Raw genomic sequence first — 15,432 nt, forward strand, 5'->3', positions numbered from 1 at the left:
CCTGTGCTTTCCTGCACATGAGGTCTTAACGTTCTATGTTGGAATCCACGCGGCCATGGCTCTGTTCCCTCTCCCTCTGGGAGAGGGCCAGGGTGAGGGTATGGTTGGCTACCAACCCCTCATCCCCAACCCTTCTCCCACAAGGGGAGAAGGGAGCAAAACACACCAACATCATTCGGAAACTGGCCCTGTTATCTCACAGAAGCAGCCGAGGTGCTGCCGCTCTTGTCACAGCTCACTGGTTATCCCTGTGAGAACCAGGTCGCCGCTTAGCCGCTTATAAGTGAGGGGGCCAAGCCCCCTCACCGATTTTCTGCGGCTTGAAACCTCAAGGCTTAGCCGTGGGTATGATCACCGCCGATGGCCTGATGCTGCTCCTTCATGGCGCGGATCCGGCTGGCCAGGGTGTAGAGACGGATAAAGCCTTCGGCATGGCTCTGGTCGTACACTTCATCGGCGCCGAAGGTGGCGAAGTCTTCGGAGTAGAGGCTGTTCGGCGACTTCTTCTGCACCGCTGTGACCTGACCCTTGTACATCTTCAGGATCACCTCGCCGTCGAGATCCTCGGCGATGGCGTTGGCGGAGGCGACAATGGCCTTGCACAGCGGGGTGAACCAGCGACCGTCATAGACCAGGTGGGAGAACTCGGCACCCAGCTTCTCGCGCCAGGCGCGGGTCGGTCTGTCCAGTACCAGCTCTTCCACGGCGCGCAGTGCAGCCACCATGACGGTACCACCCGGAGTCTCGTAGCAGCCACGGGACTTCATGCCCACCATGCGGTTTTCGGTGATGTCGATGCGACCGACGCCGTGCTTGCCGGCACGCTCGTTCAGGGTCATCAGGATCTGGTGCGGGGTCAGCGGCTGGTCGTCAACGGCGACCACTTCACCCTGAGCCACGGTCAGCTTGACGTATTCCGGCTCGTTCGGTGCCTGCTCGGCGGAGACGGTCCACTGCCAGACAGCTTCGGACGGCTCGTTCCAGGTGCTCTCCAGCTCGCCACCCTCGGTGGAGATGTGCCAGGCGTTGGCATCGCGGCTGTAGATCTTCTTCAGGGTCGCCTTGCAGGGGATGTCGCGGGCTTCCAGATAGGCCAGCAGATCTTCACGGGAGCGCATGTCCCACAGACGCCAGGGGGCGATCACCTTCAGTTGCGGGGCCAGAGCAGCCACGGCGCCTTCGAAACGCACCTGATCGTTGCCCTTGCCGGTGCAGCCGTGGGAGATGGCATCGGCGCCTTCCGCCAGCGCAGCTTCCACCATAGCCTTGGCGATGATGGGACGGGCCATTGAGGTGCCCAGCAGATAAGTGCCTTCGTAGACGGCCCCTGTCTTCAGGGTCGGGTAGACGTACTCTTTGACGAACTCTTCGCGCAGATCCTTGACGATGCACTTGGTGGCGCCGGAGGCGATGGCTTTTTGCTCTATCCCGTCCAGATCGTCGCGCTCCTGGCCGACATCGGCGACGAAGGCGATGATTTCCGCGTCATAGTTCTCTTTCAGCCAGGGAATGATGGCCGAGGTATCCAGTCCGCCCGAGTAAGCCAGTACTATCTTGTTGATTCCGCTCATTTTACTTCTCTCCATGATGATTCGATAAAAGGTTGTGCTTCAGGTTCGGTTGCCGCGTTACTTGTGACCCTGTCCAAACAAAGTCAGCAACACGGCGTTCTGGATATGCATACGGTTCTCGGCCTCGTCCATGATGAGGGAGGCTGGGCCATCCATGACCTGGGAGGTGATCTCCAGCTCCCGGTGCGCCGGCTGGCAGTGCAGCACATGCTGGATGCCGGTGCGGTCGAGCAGGGCCTGGTTGATCTGATAAGGCATAAAGATATCTTTTACCTGCTCCATTGGTGTGTTGTCACCCATGGAGACCCAGGTATCGGTGTAAACCACGTCAAACCCTTCGATATCCCCCACATCATCGCTGATGTGAATGGTGGCGCCGGAATCGGCCGCCAGCGCCTGGGCCTGCAGGAAGATCTGGGTATCCGGGCCATGGCCCTTGGGGCAGATCAGGGTCACGTCTGTGCCGAGCGTCGCCCCCAGCAGCAGCAGAGAGTGGCTGACGTTGTTGCCATCGCCCAGATATGCCAGCTTCACCTTGGACAGATCGGCGTAGTGCTCGGCAATGGTCATAAAGTCGGCCAGCCCCTGGCAGGGGTGGTAGAGGTTGCACAGGCTGTTCACCACGGGCACTGTGCCGTGCTCTGCTAATCCAACAAGCGTCTGGTGGTCGAATACCCGGGCGACTATGGCGTCACACCAGCGCGACAGGTTGGCGGCAAAGTCCTGCACCGATTCGCGCTTGCCCAGCGCGCCGTTCTGTTGATCCAGATAGACGCTGTGGCCACCGAGTCTGGCGATGCCGATGTCGAAGGTGACCCGGGTGCGCAGGGAGGGCTTCTCGAACAGGGTGACCACGCTCTTGCCCGCCAGCGCCTGGCTGTACTTTTTAGGGTCGGCCTTGACCGCTTTGCCCAGGGCGATCAGCGCCAGGATCTGGGATTTGTTCAAGTCGCTGTCTTTCAGAAGATGTTGCATCGGATGTTCCTTTTTCCGGCCGGGTTAGAGGGTGACCTGGGTGCCGACGGCACCACCGGCCAGCAGCTTGAGCAGTTGATCCGGGTAACGCCAGCTGGCCACACAGACCGGTTTGCCGAGGGTCTCGGCAGCATGCAGCGCGGCTTTCACCTTGACCGCCATGCCATCGCTGATCACGCCCTTCTCCATCAGATCCAGCGCGGTCGCCTTGTTCAGCTGCGGCACCAGCTTGCCCTTGCCATCCAGGATGCCGCTCACGTCCGACAGCATCACCAGATCGGCGCCGAGCGCCTCGGCAATGGCGGTGGCCGCCTGATCCGCGTTGACGTTCATCAGCTGGCCATCGGCCGTGATGCCGATGGAGCTCACCACCGGCAGGAAGCCCTGCCCCAGTATGCCGGTCACCAGCGCCGGGTTGCCCGGTTTGCAGTCGCCGACCGCGCCGAGATCCGGGTCGAGCTGGGTTACCTGACAGAGGCCGCCATCGGCGAGGCAGAGCCCCACGGCCGGAATGCCGGTGGCGATGGCCTTGGCCATCATCTGCTTGTTGGCGGTCCCCGCCAGGGCACCGGCGATAAAGGGGATCTGTTCGAACGGGGTCACCCGCAGGCCGTTCTTCTTGGTGGAAGTCAGACCCAGCCCCTTGAGCAGGTCATCCACCAGGCAGCCGCCACCGTGCACCAGCACCAGGGGTCTGTGTTGCTCATCCAGAAAGGTTTTGAGGGTGGCGAACAGGGCGGTCAGCGCCTCGTCGTTCTCGATCAGGGCACCACCCAACTTGATTACCAGCGTCTGTTTGTCCATCGTTGCAATCCTTCCTTAAGTCCTTAAATCAGGCCGGTGGCCGGTTCAAATCCGAATTTGATATTTATGCATTGCACAGCCTGGGAGGCGGCGCCCTTGAGCAGATTGTCGATGGCGGAAACCACCACCAGCATGTTGCCCTGCTGTTGCCAGGCGATATCGCAGTAAGGGGTGCTTGCCACGCCACGGATGGAGGGCATCTGGCCGGTGAGGCGCACCAGCGGCTTGCCTTCGTAAGCCTTGAGGAAGGCCTGATCCACCTGGGTCGGCGTCACGCCGTCCGCCAGCTGCACATAGATGGTGGCCAGGATGCCGCGCACATAGTTGCCGAGGTGGGGCTGGAAGAGCACCTCGCAGCCCAGGTGGTGGCTGATCTCAGGCTGGTGTCTGTGGTTGAAGGTGCCGTAGGGATTCAGGCTCACTTCGCAGAAGCTGGTGTTGATGGCTGCCTTGCGACCTGCGCCAGAAACACCGGACACGGCGTTGATGATAGGCTGCCACCCCTTGGCGATCAGGCCGGCCTGCTGCAGCGGCTTGAGGGCACACAGGGAAGCGGTCGGGTAACAACCCGGCACCGCAATCAGCTGGGCGGCGGCAATGGCATCGCTGTTCCATTCCGCCAGGCCGTAGACGGCCTGATCCAGCCACTGCTCGCTCTCGTGGGTGAAGCCGTAGAAGTTGTGGTAGAAGCCTTGATCCTTGACCCTGAAGGCACCGGAGAGATCGAACACCGGCAGACCCTTGGCCAGGAACTTGGGTGCCAGCTCGGCACTCACCTCGTGGGCGGTGGCCAGCAGCACCAGATCGGCCTGAGTCAGGATCCGGGTCATGCCATCCTCGTCCAGCGGCAGCAGCGGCTGATCCAGCGCGCCGACCCACTGGGGATGCAGAGAAGAGAAACGCTTGTGGGCATCCTGGCTGCCGGCCGACACATAGAGGCCGAACAGCTTGAGTTGAGGGTGGTTCTGGACCAGTGCGGCCAGTTCGGCTCCCGCGTAGCCACTGGCACCGACGATAACGGTGTTAAGCATTATTGAGTATTCCAAGTCAGGGTTCGAAATTCACAGCATGGTGCTGCAGATGGAGCAAGGGGTGAGGAACCGCCCCTTTGACGCAACGCGTGCGGAGGGGCAATTCAGGCGGGTGTGTGTCGTCGGTTATAGATCAGGTGACAGAACATTAACTTTCCCTTACAACTAGAAGCCTTGTCGATGAGCCAGATATTCAGGCAAACTTACAGAATATTCATGCACTCACTTTGCATTTGTATTTTCTAACAGAAACATTCCGGGGACGCAAGGAGGAGCTGATGGCCAATCTGGATTTTTTTGCACTTTATAAGAATATTATTGCGATTCCCTCCATCAGCAGCACGGATCCCCGCTGGGATCAGAGCAACGAGGCGGTGATCCGGCTGCTGGCCGACTGGTTCGGCCAGCTCGGCTTTCAGTGCGAGGTGACCGCCCTGCCGGATCTGCCGGGCAAGTTCAATCTGGTGGCGACGATCGGTCAGGGCGAGGGCGGCCTGCTGCTGGCGGGCCATACAGATACAGTCCCGTTCGACGAAGGCGCCTGGAGCAAGGATCCCTTCAAGGTGACCGAGGAGGGCAACCGCCTCTATGGCCTCGGCACCATAGACATGAAGGGTTTCTTCGCTTTTATCGTGGAGGCGCTCAAAGAGATAGATCTCACCACCCTCAGCAAGCCCCTGCGCATCCTGGCCACCGCCGATGAAGAGACCACAATGGCGGGCGCCCGCGCCATCGCAGCGGCGGCCGAGCTGAAACCCGACTACGCGGTGATCGGCGAGCCCACCGGACTGGTGCCCGTGGTGGCCCACAAGGGGCACATGTCGGAGGCTATCCGCATCACGGGCAAGAGCGGTCACAGCTCGGACCCCGCCAACGGCGTCAATGCGCTGGAGATAATGCACCAGGCCATGGGGCGGGTGCTGCGCCTGCAGCTGCGCCTGGAAGAAACCTATGCCGACTACCGGTTCGCGGTGCCGCAACCCACGCTGAATCTGGGATACATCCAGGGCGGCGACAGTCCGAACCGCATCTGCGGTTGCTGCGAGCTGCACATAGACATGCGCCCCACCCCGCAGGTGGGGCCGGACGAGCTGATGGGCATGCTGAAGGAGGCACTCGCCCCCATCGAAATCCACCAGCCGGGCTGCCTGCACCTGCAACACCTGCACGAACCCATCCCCGCCTATGCCTGCGCGGACGACTCAGTGCTGGTGCGCGAGGCCGAGAAGGCGAGCGGGCACAAGGCCGAGTCGGTGAACTATTGCACCGAGGCGCCCTTTATCCAGCAGCTTGGATGCCAGACAATCGTGCTGGGCCCGGGCCATATCACCCAGGCCCATCAGCCGGACGAATACCTGGATCTCTCCTTCGTCAAGCCGACCACGGCTGTGCTGCAACACCTGATCCGCCGGTTTTGCCTCTGACTTGACGGGAATGTAAGTAAGTTACATAACATGCCGCCTCGGGACAGGTGAGGGAAATACATGTTCTGAATCGGCCTGTTATTTGACCTTGCGCAGACAATCTGGGTAGATTGTCACCCTAAGATGACGGAGCATATGTTGTAATCACACAACAATAAGTGAGGCTGTCTCTCACCTCGGATGGAGAGAGACACCAACCAGATAAGGATGTGGAATGAACGAAAAGTACGCCGCGCTACGCGCCAACGTAGGCATGCTGGGTCAACTGCTGGGCAAGTCCATCAAGGATCATCAGGGACAGGCCTTCCTCGACAAGATCGAAACCATTCGCCAGTTGGCCAAATCCTCCCGCAAAGGCAATGAGGCAGACCGGGAACGTCTGCTCGATACCCTGCGCACCCTGAGCGATGACGAGCTACTGCCAGTGGCCCGCGCCTTCAGCCAGTTCCTCAACCTGGCCAACGTGGCCGAACAGTTCCACACCATCTCCCGCCGCTGCGAAGAGCAGGTCTGCACCCCGGATCCGCTGGAGCAGATGTTCGCCAAGCTCAAGGCCTCCAACCTGTCACAGGAAGCCATCATTCAGGCCGTGCGCGAGCTGGATATCGACCTGGTGCTGACCGCTCACCCGACCGAGGTGACCCGTCGCACCCTGATCCACAAGCACGTGCAGCTCAACGACTGCCTGGAAGCGCTGGAACTCTCCGATCTGCTGCCCCGCGAGCGGGACAAGATCCTCAATCGCATCGAGCAGCTGGTCAATCAGGCCTGGCACACCAACGAGATCCGCGAGCAACGTCCGACCCCGGTGGACGAAGCCAAGTGGGGCTTCGCCGTGGTGGAAAACAGCCTGTGGCCGGCCATTCCCGAATTCATGCGCAACCTGGACGAGCGGCTGCAACAGCACCTGGGTGTGCGGCTGCCGCTGGATGCCGCGCCGGTCAAGTTCACCTCCTGGATGGGCGGTGACCGTGACGGCAACCCCTTCGTCACCGCCAAGGTGACCGCAGAAGTGCTGGAGCTGGGCCGCTGGATGGCGGTCAACCTGTTCTACAAGGACATCAAGGAGCTCACCTCCGAGCTCTCCATGTCCGACTGCACAGACGCAGTGCGCGAGCGGGTGGGCGATCACCCCGAACCCTACCGCGCCCTGGTACGCGAGCTGCGTGAACAGCTGCGCGAGACCCAGGAGTTTCTCACCGCCAAGGTGCAGGGTCAGGCGAGCGAGAGCCGGGATCTGGTCAAGACCACGGCCCAGCTGCGCGAGCCGCTGGAGCTCTGCTACCACTCGCTGCACGCCTGCGGCATGGGCAACATAGCCGACGGCATGCTGCTGGACGTGCTGCGCAAGCTGGCCTGTTTCGGCATCCACCTGGTCAAGCTGGACATACGTCAGGATGGCGAGCGCCACGGTCAGGTCTTCTCCGAGCTGACCCGTTACCTCGGCATGGGCGACTACGCCGAGTGGAGCGAGGACGACAAGCAGGCCTTCCTGCTCAACGAGCTGAACTCCCGCCGTCCGCTGATCCCGACCGACTGGGAACCAAGCGACGAGACCCGCGAGACCATAGACACCTGCCGGGTGATCGCCGGTCACGATCCCGATGCCTTCGGCATCTACATCATCTCCATGGCCGGCGCACCGTCCGACGTACTGGCGGTGCAGCTGTTGCTGAAAGAGGCCGGCTGCAAGTTCCGCATGCCGGTCGCCCCGCTGTTCGAAACCCAGGAAGACCTGATGGCAGGCACCGCCGTGATGGAGCGCCTGCTGTCTGTGGACTGGTATCGCGGCTACATCCAGGGTCGTCAGTACGTGATGATCGGCTACTCGGATTCCGCCAAGGACGCGGGCATGATGGCCGCCGGCTGGGCCCAGTACGCCGCCATGGAATCCCTGGTGGCACTGGCCGAGGCCAACAAGCTGCGCCTCACCCTGTTCCATGGCCGTGGCGGCACCGTCGGCCGTGGCGGCGCCCCCGCCCATCAGGCGATCCTGTCACAACCGCCGGGATCCTTGCGCGGCGGCCTGCGGGTGACCGAACAGGGCGAGATGATCCGCTTCAAGTTCGGCCTGCCGAAAGTGGCCATCCACAGCCTGAACCTCTACACCAGCGCCGTGCTGGAAGGGAACCTGCTGCCACCGCCCAAGCCGAAGGAGTGCTGGCGCGCCGTGATGGAGCAGCTGGCCACCGTCTCCTGCGATCACTACCGCAGTATCGTGCGCGGCCATCCGGACTTCGTGCCCTACTTCCGTGCCGCCACCCCCGAGATGGAACTCGGCAAGCTGCCGCTCGGTTCGCGCCCCTCCAAGCGCAAGCCCAACGGCGGCGTCGAGAGCCTGCGCGCCATCCCCTGGATCTTCGCCTGGACCCAGAACCGGCTGATGCTGCCGGCCTGGCTCGGTGCCCACAAGGGACTGCAGCAGGCCATCACAGACGGTCAGAAGAGCGTGCTGGAAGAGATGAGCCGCCAGTGGCCCTTCTTCCGCACCCGCCTCGAGATGCTGGAGATGGTGTTCCTCAAGGCCGACGTCTGGCTCGCCGAGTACTATGACACCCGGCTGGTACCCAAGGAGCTGTGGGGCCTGGGCAAACAGCTGCGCCAGGAGCTTGCCGACTCCATTCAGGTGGTGCTGGAGCTGCGCCCGCAGGGCGATCTGCTCGATGACCAGCCCTGGATCAAGGAGTCCATCAAGCTGCGCAACCCCTACACGGATCCCCTCAACGTGCTGCAGGTCGAGCTGCTGGGCCGCTCGCGCAACCATGCCGAGATCCTGCACCCCGAGCTGGATCAGGCGCTGATGGTCACCATCGCCGGTATTGCTGCAGGCATGCGCAACACGGGTTGATGGCTGACAGGTCGCAACGCACATAGAACAAAGGGCGTCCATAAGGCGCCCTTTGGTTTCTTCTGAGCGCCAAGGTTCAGGGATCCTGTTTCATCTCGAACCGGACACCCACACCGGCCTCAGCTTGCGCCATAGCGCTTGGCAAACTGCTTGGCCCCGATGTCGCTCACGTCTATCACACGCGAATCCGGGCGGCGCACAAACCAGCGCTGGGCCAGGGCATCGTCCAGAATCCACTGCCCCAGGGTACCGGCAAGATGGCTGCGGCGCTCGCTCCAGTCCAGACAAGCCTTGCACATTGGTCGTTTGCGCTGACGCAGCAGGCTGAGGTTGACCCCCAGGCCTGTAAAGAATATTTCGCCGGACTGGCTCAGTCTGGCGTCATCCCCATGTATCTCCAGCAGCCCCTGTTGCTGCAACGCATCAAACAACCGAACCCCCAGCTCGCCAGCAAGATGGTCATAGCAGATCCGGGCTTGACGCAGGTGGGGATCCCTGGGACCCGTCCTGACCTTGGCGGGGGAGCTGGTCACGGACAGCGTCAGCATTCGCTCGATAACTTCAGCCACCGCAGGGTCGCTCAGTTGAAAGTACCTGTGACGGCCCTGCTTGCGCATGCTCAGCAAGCCTCCCTCTACCAGCTTGCCGAGGTGACTGCTGGCAGTCTGGGCCGTGATCTCCCCTTCCAGCGCCAGTTCAGTGGCTGTCAGCGCCTTGCCACCCATGAGTGCCGTCAGCATGCGCGAACGGGCTTTGTCACCTATCAGGCTCGCCACATAGGCAATATCGGGTTCCATACCATATTCCTTTGATAGTTCGGCCACCCTCGAAGCATGACCCTGATGACCAGGCTAAGTTGGCAACCTGTTCACCTCTGTTGAGACGCCAGGATGACAATTACCTGTTTTATTGAGTACCAGATCGACCCCCTCAAAGCAGATCTCTTTGAGCAATACGCCAACCAGTGGGCAAACATTATCCCCGTATGTGGTGGGGACCTCATCGGCTATTTTGCTCCTCACGAAGGCACCAACTATCGGGCATTTGGCTTGATCGCCTTCGAATCCTTGACTGACTACGAGCACTATCGCCAACGGCTGCGGGAATCCGAGCTCGGGAGAGCCAACTTTGCGTTTGCCCAAGAGGGGCGCTTTATTCTGCAAGAGTCCCGCTCCTTTTTGCACCTGATCCCTGCAACAGATCGCCACCATGGGAGGTCCTTCTGATGTATGCCGTTATCTTCGAGGTCACCCCCTTTCCGCAAGGGGTTGAGGCTTATCTTGATGCCGCTGCCGTCTTGAAAGAAGAGCTGGAAAAGGTCGAGGGCTTTATCAGCGTCGAGCGCTTCCAGAATTTGAATGCCCCGCAAACCTATCTCTCCTTGTCGTACTGGGAGAGTGAAGCAGCAATTCAAGCATGGCGTACGCACCATGACCATCAGGTGGCCCAGGCCCGGGGGAAAAATGAGCTATTTCATGATTACCGCATTCGAGTCTGTCACGTGATACGAGAATATGGTCTTGCTGCAAGCTGCAGCGATCCGCTGTCAGGCCCAACGATATGGAGGCATAGGTCATGACGCTAACGAGCTTTCTGGCCTTCCTGGCTGTTATCACCACCCTGCTGCTGTCACCTGGACCATCCGTCTGGCTGGCGATCCACAATGGCCTGACCCATGGCGTTCGCGCTGCCGTTATCGGTGTCTTGGGCAATGTAGTGGCTTTTCAGGGATTGATGGCTTTCAGTGCAGTGAGTTTGTCCGCTGCCATGCAAACTGCGACGCCCATTGTGTTGGTAATGAAATATGCGGGAGGTGCCTACTTGGGCTATCTCGGCATACGGTTACTGATCACTCCTGTCGACACGGTCACCAAGGGACCAGCAGAGCACGCCGGGCCAACGCAGGTTTGGAAACTGTTTCGCCAAGCATTTCTGGTCACGCTTTCTAACCCCAAGGCCCTGATGTTTGTGGTAGCGCTATTACCCCAGTTTGTCGACGCTGAACGTGTGCTCATGCCTCAGTGGGGTCTGATGGCACTGACCACCACCCTCATCCACCTCTGCGTTTACTGGGGATATGCAGTAGTGGGGCACAAGGCGAGCCGTTACTTGCTGGACACGCGTATTCGCCGTTTTTACAACGGTGCCAGCGGTGTCCTGTTTCTGGGGTTTGCAGCAGGCTGGATGTTGAGTTCCTGATAGCGAAGGGAGAATGTCTGACAGACTGCAACACACATAGAAAAAGGGCGCCAGATTGGCGCCCTTTTTTTGGAACGGATGGAAAAGAGCCGTCAATGACGAGAAGATTGAGATAACAGCGCGTGTGCACATTCCTTCAATATTATCTTCGACTACCTATCAGATGAATCCGATAGCTCTTCACCAAACAATAGGGACATGTCAGCATCGGAGCTCAAAAGCTGATATAGATAATTACGCCACTCCTCAAATGCTTTCAACATAGCTCTAAACGCTAGGCGGTTTTCTTCAATCTTCATGGATATATGAGCCAAGTGAATTAATGCACTCTCACAATTCTCGTCTGAATTAAGCGGAAACGTTTCAAGAAAATGGTGCACCAATTCATTACGCATCTCAAGCAGATTCTGTAAACGTAAACAATGCTCTTCAATATTACCTAATTCAAACTTAAAGTGGATATAAGGCTTATCAATTTTAGCATCCAGCTCAGGTTCATTTTTGCTTTCACCCATACGACTTACAAATTCGCCAATCAGCTGCCCCAGCATTTTTCGGCTAAGCGCCTGTGCATCCACCTTTCGATTATCTTCCAGCGTATCTATATTGCCTTCCATCTTCAGCGACGGAAGCACCCGCTTAAGCAAAAGCTCAAACTGCTGAAGATTGAGCAGACATCTCCCATAGAGCAATATCACTTGCTCTTTCTTCTCCTTATTTACATCTGTATTTGCATTACCGTCCATGGAAAAGATCCGTCCTTATGTCAGCAGATTAAGATATGGATAACGCATTATTACGGTATATATAAGAAAAAAGGCGCCACTATGGTGCCTTTTTATTCGGTTAGATAGGTGGATCACACTCCCCACATGTGTCTTAGAGAGAGGCACAGATCTGCCACAGATCGTACTGGATGGCGGCGGCCGTCACTTCCCGGCCTGCGCCCGGTCCCTGAATGACCAGCGGGTTGGTGCGGTAGCTGTCGCTTTCGATGGCGAAGATATTGTCGCACGGCAGCAGGTTGGCGAACGGGTGGTGGGGCTCCAGCGCCTCCAGCCCGACCCGCGCCTTGCCATCGTGCTCGAAGCGGGCGACGTAACGCAGCACCTTGCCGAGGCGCCTGGCTCCCTCGAAGGCGCTCTGGATCGGGCCGTCCAACTCTTTCAGTCTGTCCATGAACTGATCCGTACTCACCTTGCGCAGGGGCACGGGTACCAGGTTCTCCAGCTCGATGTCGGCAGAGTCGAGCTCGAAGCCCGCCTCCCGCGCCAGGATCAGCAGCTTGCGGCGCACATCCTGACCGGAGAGATCCTCGCGAGGATCCGGCTCGGTCAGGCCGTGCTGCCACGCCTCGTCCACCAGCTCGGAGAAGGGGCGGCTGCCGTCATACTGCTGGAACAGCCAGGAGAGGGTGCCGGAGAAGATGCCGGAAACCCCCTGAATGCGGTCGCCGCTCTGGCGCAGCATCTGAATGCTGGACTGGATCGGTAGCCCGGCGCCCACGGTGGCGTTGTAGCGCCACTGCACCTGATGGTCGCGGCAGGTCTGCTTGATGCGCTGGTAGAACTCGCTGTCGGCAGCACCGGCAAACTTGTTGGCCGCTATGATGTGGATACCGAGCTGGGCGAAGTCCGGGTAGTAGCGGCTCACCGTCTCGCTGGCGGTCATGTCCAGCGCAATCAGGGTATCGAAACTGTGCTGCTCAAGCTGGGCCAGCAGCTCGGGCCAGATCAACGGTTTGGGGTTGAACTTGTCCTGCACCTTGAGGGGATCCAGCCCCTCTTCGTCCAGCAGGCCCCCTTCCGAGCTGAACACCCCGTAGAGAGTCAGCGCCAGATTGAGTTCATGTTCGAGGCGCGCCTTCTCGCGGGCATAGAGGGTGAGCCAGTGGCCGCCTATGTTGCCCTTGCCGAACACCACCAGGCCGACCCGGATCGGGCGGCTGAACAGGGCGCTGTGCAGGGCGATAAGCAGGGGCTCCAGCACCACCTGGCGCACGACGGCCACCAGACTCAGGCCATCTCTGGCCACCTGCACGAACTCCAGCGGCTGATCCGCCAACAACTGATAGAAACGGTGACACTGCTCGGCGTTGTCGGTCACCCCGGCACCCACCAAAGCCACCAGACTGAACCCCTCTTTCTGGATCAGGCCGGTGAAGCTGCCCTGCAGCTGGAAGTCGCGCAGCAGCTCGAACGCCCCTTCCGCCACCTCCAGGGTGTAGGCCAGACGCAGCACCCGCCGATCCGGCTGGCGCTGCAGGGTGAGCGGGTGGAGGCGGTGGCGGGCCAGATGGGCTTCGATGGCCGCCACCGTCTGCTCATAATGGGTCTGCGGCAGCACCTTCAACTCTATGAGGGCGATCTGGTCCACCGAGGAGACGATGCGAGCGCCACCGGAGCGCGGCGCTCGGCGCAGTATGTGGGTGCAGCCCTCATCCGGGTTGTAGCTGCAGCGCAGGGTCAACCGCTGGCGGCTGTCGGCCACGGGTTGCAGGGTGCGCGAATGCAGCACCGAGGAGCCGAGGCGGGCCAGCTCGTTCGCTTCGGCCAGGCTGAGGCGCTCCAGCAGGCGAGCTTCCTTGACCCGACGCGGGTCGGCGCTGTAGACCCCGGCCACGTCGCTCCAGATGGTGGTGGATTCGCCATCCGCCAGCAGGGCCAGCAGGCTGGCGCTGTAGTCGGAGCCGTTGCGACCGAGCAGCAGGGAGCGCCCTTCCATGTCGGCGGCGATGAAACCTGTCACCACGATACGGCCAGCATGTTCGGCCAGCCGCGCCTTGAGCAGTTCGCTGGAAAGCGCAGTATCCACCTTGACCAGGGCACCGTCCTCGGCGCGCAGGAAGCTGCGGGCATCGAGCCAGATGGCCTTGTCGCCGCGGCTGGTGAGCAGGGCCGCCAACAGGCGCGCCGACCACACCTCGCCGAAGGCGAGCAGGCCGTTGCGGGCGAAGCGGTCAAACTGCCCCTCCAGGGTCTTGGCGATCAGCTGCATGTCGTCGGCCAGTTGCTGGCTCAAGTCGAGCTGCAACTCCCCCTCCAGCAGGCCGTCGATCAGGCTCTGCTGATAGGCGTGCAGGGCCGTGATGGCTTCACCAGCGGCCTCGTCCCCCGCCTCGGCCAGCTCCACCAGCTGGATCAACCGGTTGGTGGTCTTGCCGGCGGCAGAAACCACGATCAGTTCATCTCCGCCAACCTGCTGCTCGACGATAGCCGCGACCCGGCGATAGCAGACCGGATCCGCCAGACTGCTGCCACCAAACTTGTGCACATGGCGCCGCTTCAATCCTGCTTCTGTTGCCACCGCGATCTCTCCTTGCTGCTGCTGTTCCATTACTTCGCTACCTGCTCTGCCTGCTGCGCCTGTTCAAAAGCCTGAGCCAGATCGGCCACCAGATCTTCACCGTGTTCAATACCCACCGACAGACGCAGCAGCTGGGCGCTGATGCCCGCCGCCTGCTGCGCCGCCGGTGTCATGGCCCTGTGGGTCATGCTGGCCGGATGGGCCACCAGACTCTCCACCCCGCCGAGAGACTCGGCTACCGAGAAGAGGGTGAGGGCCGCGAGGAAGGTGCGCAATCCCGCCTCGCTGCAATCGAGTTCAAAACTTAGCATGGCGCCGAAGCCGGACTGTTGACGGCGCGCAATATCATGGCCTGGATGGCTCTGCAGGCTGGGATGATAGATTTTTTTGACCAGCGGCTGTTGCTGCAGGAAGGCGAGAATGCGATCCGTGTTCTCCTGATGGGCGCGCAATCTGGGAGCCAGGGTGCGCAGGCCGCGCAGGGTGAGGTAGGAGTCGAACGCCCCGGAGGTGAGTCCCAGACAGTTGGCCCACCACACCAGCGACTCGGCCAGTGGCTGCTCCTTGGCTATCGCTACCCCGCCCACCACGTCTGAGTGGCCGTTGATGTACTTGGTGGTGGAGTGCACCACCAGGTCGGCACCCAGCGCCAGCGGCTGTTGCAGCAGCGGCGAGAGGAAGGTGTTGTCCACCACCACCTGGGCCCCCACTTCATGGGAGGCGGCGGCGATGGCGGCTATGTCCACCACCCGCAGCAGGGGGTTGGAAGGGGTCTCTACCCACACCAGCACCGGCTTCTGCGCCAGGGCCTCGGCCAGCGCGGCTTCATCCCCCTGATCGACGAACTGCACCCGGTAGTGGCCCTTGGCCGCCAGATACTCGAACAGGCGCCAGGTGCCGCCGTAACAGTCGTGGGGGGCGATCAGCAGATCCCCCGCCTTGAGCAGGGCCGTCGTCACCAGATGGATGGCGCCCATGCCGGTGCCGGTCACCACGGCACCGGCCCCCCCTTCCAGCGCCGCCAGCGCATCCGCCAGATTGGTGCGGGTCGGGTTGCCGGATCGGGCATAATCGTATTGACGGGGCTCGCCAAAGTCGGCAAAGGTGTAGTTGCTGGAGAGGTAGATGGGCGGCACCACGGCACCGTGCTGTGTGTCTGTCTCAATCCCGGTGCGTACCGCCTGGGTGGCCTTGTGGGTCATGTCACTCTCTCCTTGAACTGTCGCTGGGCGATGGCCGCTCTGCCTCTGCCACGGCTATCCTGCCATTGCTGG

At 60.8% G+C, this 15,432-nt stretch carries 13 protein-coding genes; 5 read left to right on the top strand and 8 right to left on the bottom strand.

What is annotated here, in order from left to right:
- Positions 1–335: 335 nt before the first annotated feature.
- From ACM3N8_RS12085 to argC, 4 genes are read right to left on the bottom strand one after another with little or no spacing between them, the layout of a single operon-like run.
- Positions 336–1,571, bottom strand: a complete 1,236-nt coding sequence (locus ACM3N8_RS12085) for an argininosuccinate synthase (RefSeq protein WP_416016174.1) — start codon at positions 1,569–1,571, stop codon at positions 336–338.
- A gap of 57 nt (positions 1,572–1,628) precedes the next feature.
- Positions 1,629–2,546 (bottom strand): ornithine carbamoyltransferase, encoded by a 918-nt coding sequence (locus ACM3N8_RS12090; protein ID WP_241325706.1) that lies wholly within the window; start codon positions 2,544–2,546, stop codon positions 1,629–1,631.
- Between the two features lie 24 nt (positions 2,547–2,570).
- Positions 2,571–3,350, bottom strand: coding sequence for an acetylglutamate kinase (gene argB / locus ACM3N8_RS12095; protein ID WP_043142293.1), 780 nt, complete (start codon positions 3,348–3,350; stop codon positions 2,571–2,573).
- Between the two features lie 23 nt (positions 3,351–3,373).
- Positions 3,374–4,381: an N-acetyl-gamma-glutamyl-phosphate reductase gene (argC, locus tag ACM3N8_RS12100; RefSeq protein WP_416016175.1), complete on the bottom strand. Its 1,008-nt coding sequence runs from the start codon at positions 4,379–4,381 to the stop codon at positions 3,374–3,376.
- 278 nt (positions 4,382–4,659) lie between these two features.
- Here argC and argE point away from each other — a divergent pair, with 278 nt between their 5' ends.
- On the top strand, positions 4,660–5,805 hold the full coding sequence (argE, locus tag ACM3N8_RS12105; protein ID WP_043557453.1) for an acetylornithine deacetylase: 1,146 nt from the start codon (positions 4,660–4,662) through the stop codon (positions 5,803–5,805).
- Positions 5,806–6,019: 214 nt separating this feature from the next.
- Complete coding sequence (gene ppc / locus ACM3N8_RS12110; protein WP_043557452.1) at positions 6,020–8,653, top strand: phosphoenolpyruvate carboxylase; 2,634 nt, start codon at positions 6,020–6,022, stop codon at positions 8,651–8,653.
- Positions 8,654–8,772: 119 nt separating this feature from the next.
- On the opposite strand, the gene ACM3N8_RS12115 is transcribed toward ppc, so the two are convergent.
- Positions 8,773–9,450 carry an ArsR/SmtB family transcription factor gene (locus tag ACM3N8_RS12115; RefSeq protein WP_241278900.1) on the bottom strand — a complete coding sequence of 226 codons (678 nt, stop codon included), beginning with the start codon at positions 9,448–9,450 and terminating at the stop codon, positions 8,773–8,775.
- A 93-nt stretch (positions 9,451–9,543) separates the two neighbouring features.
- On the opposite strand from ACM3N8_RS12115, the gene ACM3N8_RS12120 reads away from it, so the two are divergent.
- Genes ACM3N8_RS12120 through ACM3N8_RS12130 form a run of 3 tightly spaced genes read left to right on the top strand, consistent with a single transcriptional unit; the run spans position 9,544 to position 10,852 of the window.
- Entirely contained in the window at positions 9,544–9,879 is a 336-nt protein-coding gene (locus ACM3N8_RS12120; RefSeq protein WP_416016176.1) for an NIPSNAP family protein, read from the top strand.
- Positions 9,879–10,232 carry an antibiotic biosynthesis monooxygenase family protein gene (locus ACM3N8_RS12125; protein WP_416016177.1) on the top strand — a complete coding sequence of 118 codons (354 nt, stop codon included), beginning with the start codon at positions 9,879–9,881 and terminating at the stop codon, positions 10,230–10,232. The genes ACM3N8_RS12120 and ACM3N8_RS12125 overlap by 1 nt, the downstream gene beginning before the upstream one ends.
- Positions 10,229–10,852 (top strand): LysE family translocator, encoded by a 624-nt coding sequence (locus tag ACM3N8_RS12130; protein WP_290018976.1) that lies wholly within the window; start codon positions 10,229–10,231, stop codon positions 10,850–10,852. The genes ACM3N8_RS12125 and ACM3N8_RS12130 overlap by 4 nt, the downstream gene beginning before the upstream one ends.
- A gap of 152 nt (positions 10,853–11,004) precedes the next feature.
- Here ACM3N8_RS12130 and ACM3N8_RS12135 read toward each other — a convergent pair whose 3' ends face one another.
- From ACM3N8_RS12135 to metB, 3 genes are all read right to left on the bottom strand, one after another.
- Entirely contained in the window at positions 11,005–11,598 is a 594-nt protein-coding gene (locus ACM3N8_RS12135; protein WP_416016178.1) for a hypothetical protein, read from the bottom strand.
- A gap of 133 nt (positions 11,599–11,731) precedes the next feature.
- Positions 11,732–14,188, bottom strand: coding sequence for a bifunctional aspartate kinase/homoserine dehydrogenase II (locus ACM3N8_RS12140; protein ID WP_290019686.1), 2,457 nt, complete (start codon positions 14,186–14,188; stop codon positions 11,732–11,734).
- Positions 14,188–15,360: a cystathionine gamma-synthase gene (gene metB, locus ACM3N8_RS12145; RefSeq protein WP_290019685.1), complete on the bottom strand. Its 1,173-nt coding sequence runs from the start codon at positions 15,358–15,360 to the stop codon at positions 14,188–14,190. The genes ACM3N8_RS12140 and metB overlap by 1 nt, the downstream gene beginning before the upstream one ends.
- Positions 15,361–15,432: the final 72 nt, after the last annotated feature.

Source organism: Aeromonas sp. A04 (assembly GCF_047780465.1).
GTDB classification, from domain to species: Bacteria; Pseudomonadota; Gammaproteobacteria; order Enterobacterales; family Aeromonadaceae; genus Aeromonas; species Aeromonas bestiarum.

Excerpts from the sequence above, each read along its gene's own strand:
- ACM3N8_RS12085 (WP_416016174.1), bottom strand. The coding sequence starts at position 1,571 with ATGAGCGGAATCAACAAGATAGTACTGGCTTACTCGGGCGGACTGGAT.
- ACM3N8_RS12090 (WP_241325706.1), bottom strand. The coding sequence starts at position 2,546 with ATGCAACATCTTCTGAAAGACAGCGACTTGAACAAATCCCAGATCCTG.
- argB (WP_043142293.1), bottom strand. The coding sequence starts at position 3,350 with ATGGACAAACAGACGCTGGTAATCAAGTTGGGTGGTGCCCTGATCGAG.
- argC (WP_416016175.1), bottom strand. The coding sequence starts at position 4,381 with ATGCTTAACACCGTTATCGTCGGTGCCAGTGGCTACGCGGGAGCCGAA.
- argE (WP_043557453.1), top strand. The coding sequence starts at position 4,660 with ATGGCCAATCTGGATTTTTTTGCACTTTATAAGAATATTATTGCGATT.
- ppc (WP_043557452.1), top strand. The coding sequence starts at position 6,020 with ATGAACGAAAAGTACGCCGCGCTACGCGCCAACGTAGGCATGCTGGGT.
- ACM3N8_RS12115 (WP_241278900.1), bottom strand. The coding sequence starts at position 9,450 with ATGGAACCCGATATTGCCTATGTGGCGAGCCTGATAGGTGACAAAGCC.
- ACM3N8_RS12120 (WP_416016176.1), top strand. The coding sequence starts at position 9,544 with ATGACAATTACCTGTTTTATTGAGTACCAGATCGACCCCCTCAAAGCA.
- ACM3N8_RS12125 (WP_416016177.1), top strand. The coding sequence starts at position 9,879 with ATGTATGCCGTTATCTTCGAGGTCACCCCCTTTCCGCAAGGGGTTGAG.
- ACM3N8_RS12130 (WP_290018976.1), top strand. The coding sequence starts at position 10,229 with ATGACGCTAACGAGCTTTCTGGCCTTCCTGGCTGTTATCACCACCCTG.
- ACM3N8_RS12135 (WP_416016178.1), bottom strand. The coding sequence starts at position 11,598 with ATGGACGGTAATGCAAATACAGATGTAAATAAGGAGAAGAAAGAGCAA.
- ACM3N8_RS12140 (WP_290019686.1), bottom strand. The coding sequence starts at position 14,188 with ATGGAACAGCAGCAGCAAGGAGAGATCGCGGTGGCAACAGAAGCAGGA.
- metB (WP_290019685.1), bottom strand. The coding sequence starts at position 15,360 with ATGACCCACAAGGCCACCCAGGCGGTACGCACCGGGATTGAGACAGAC.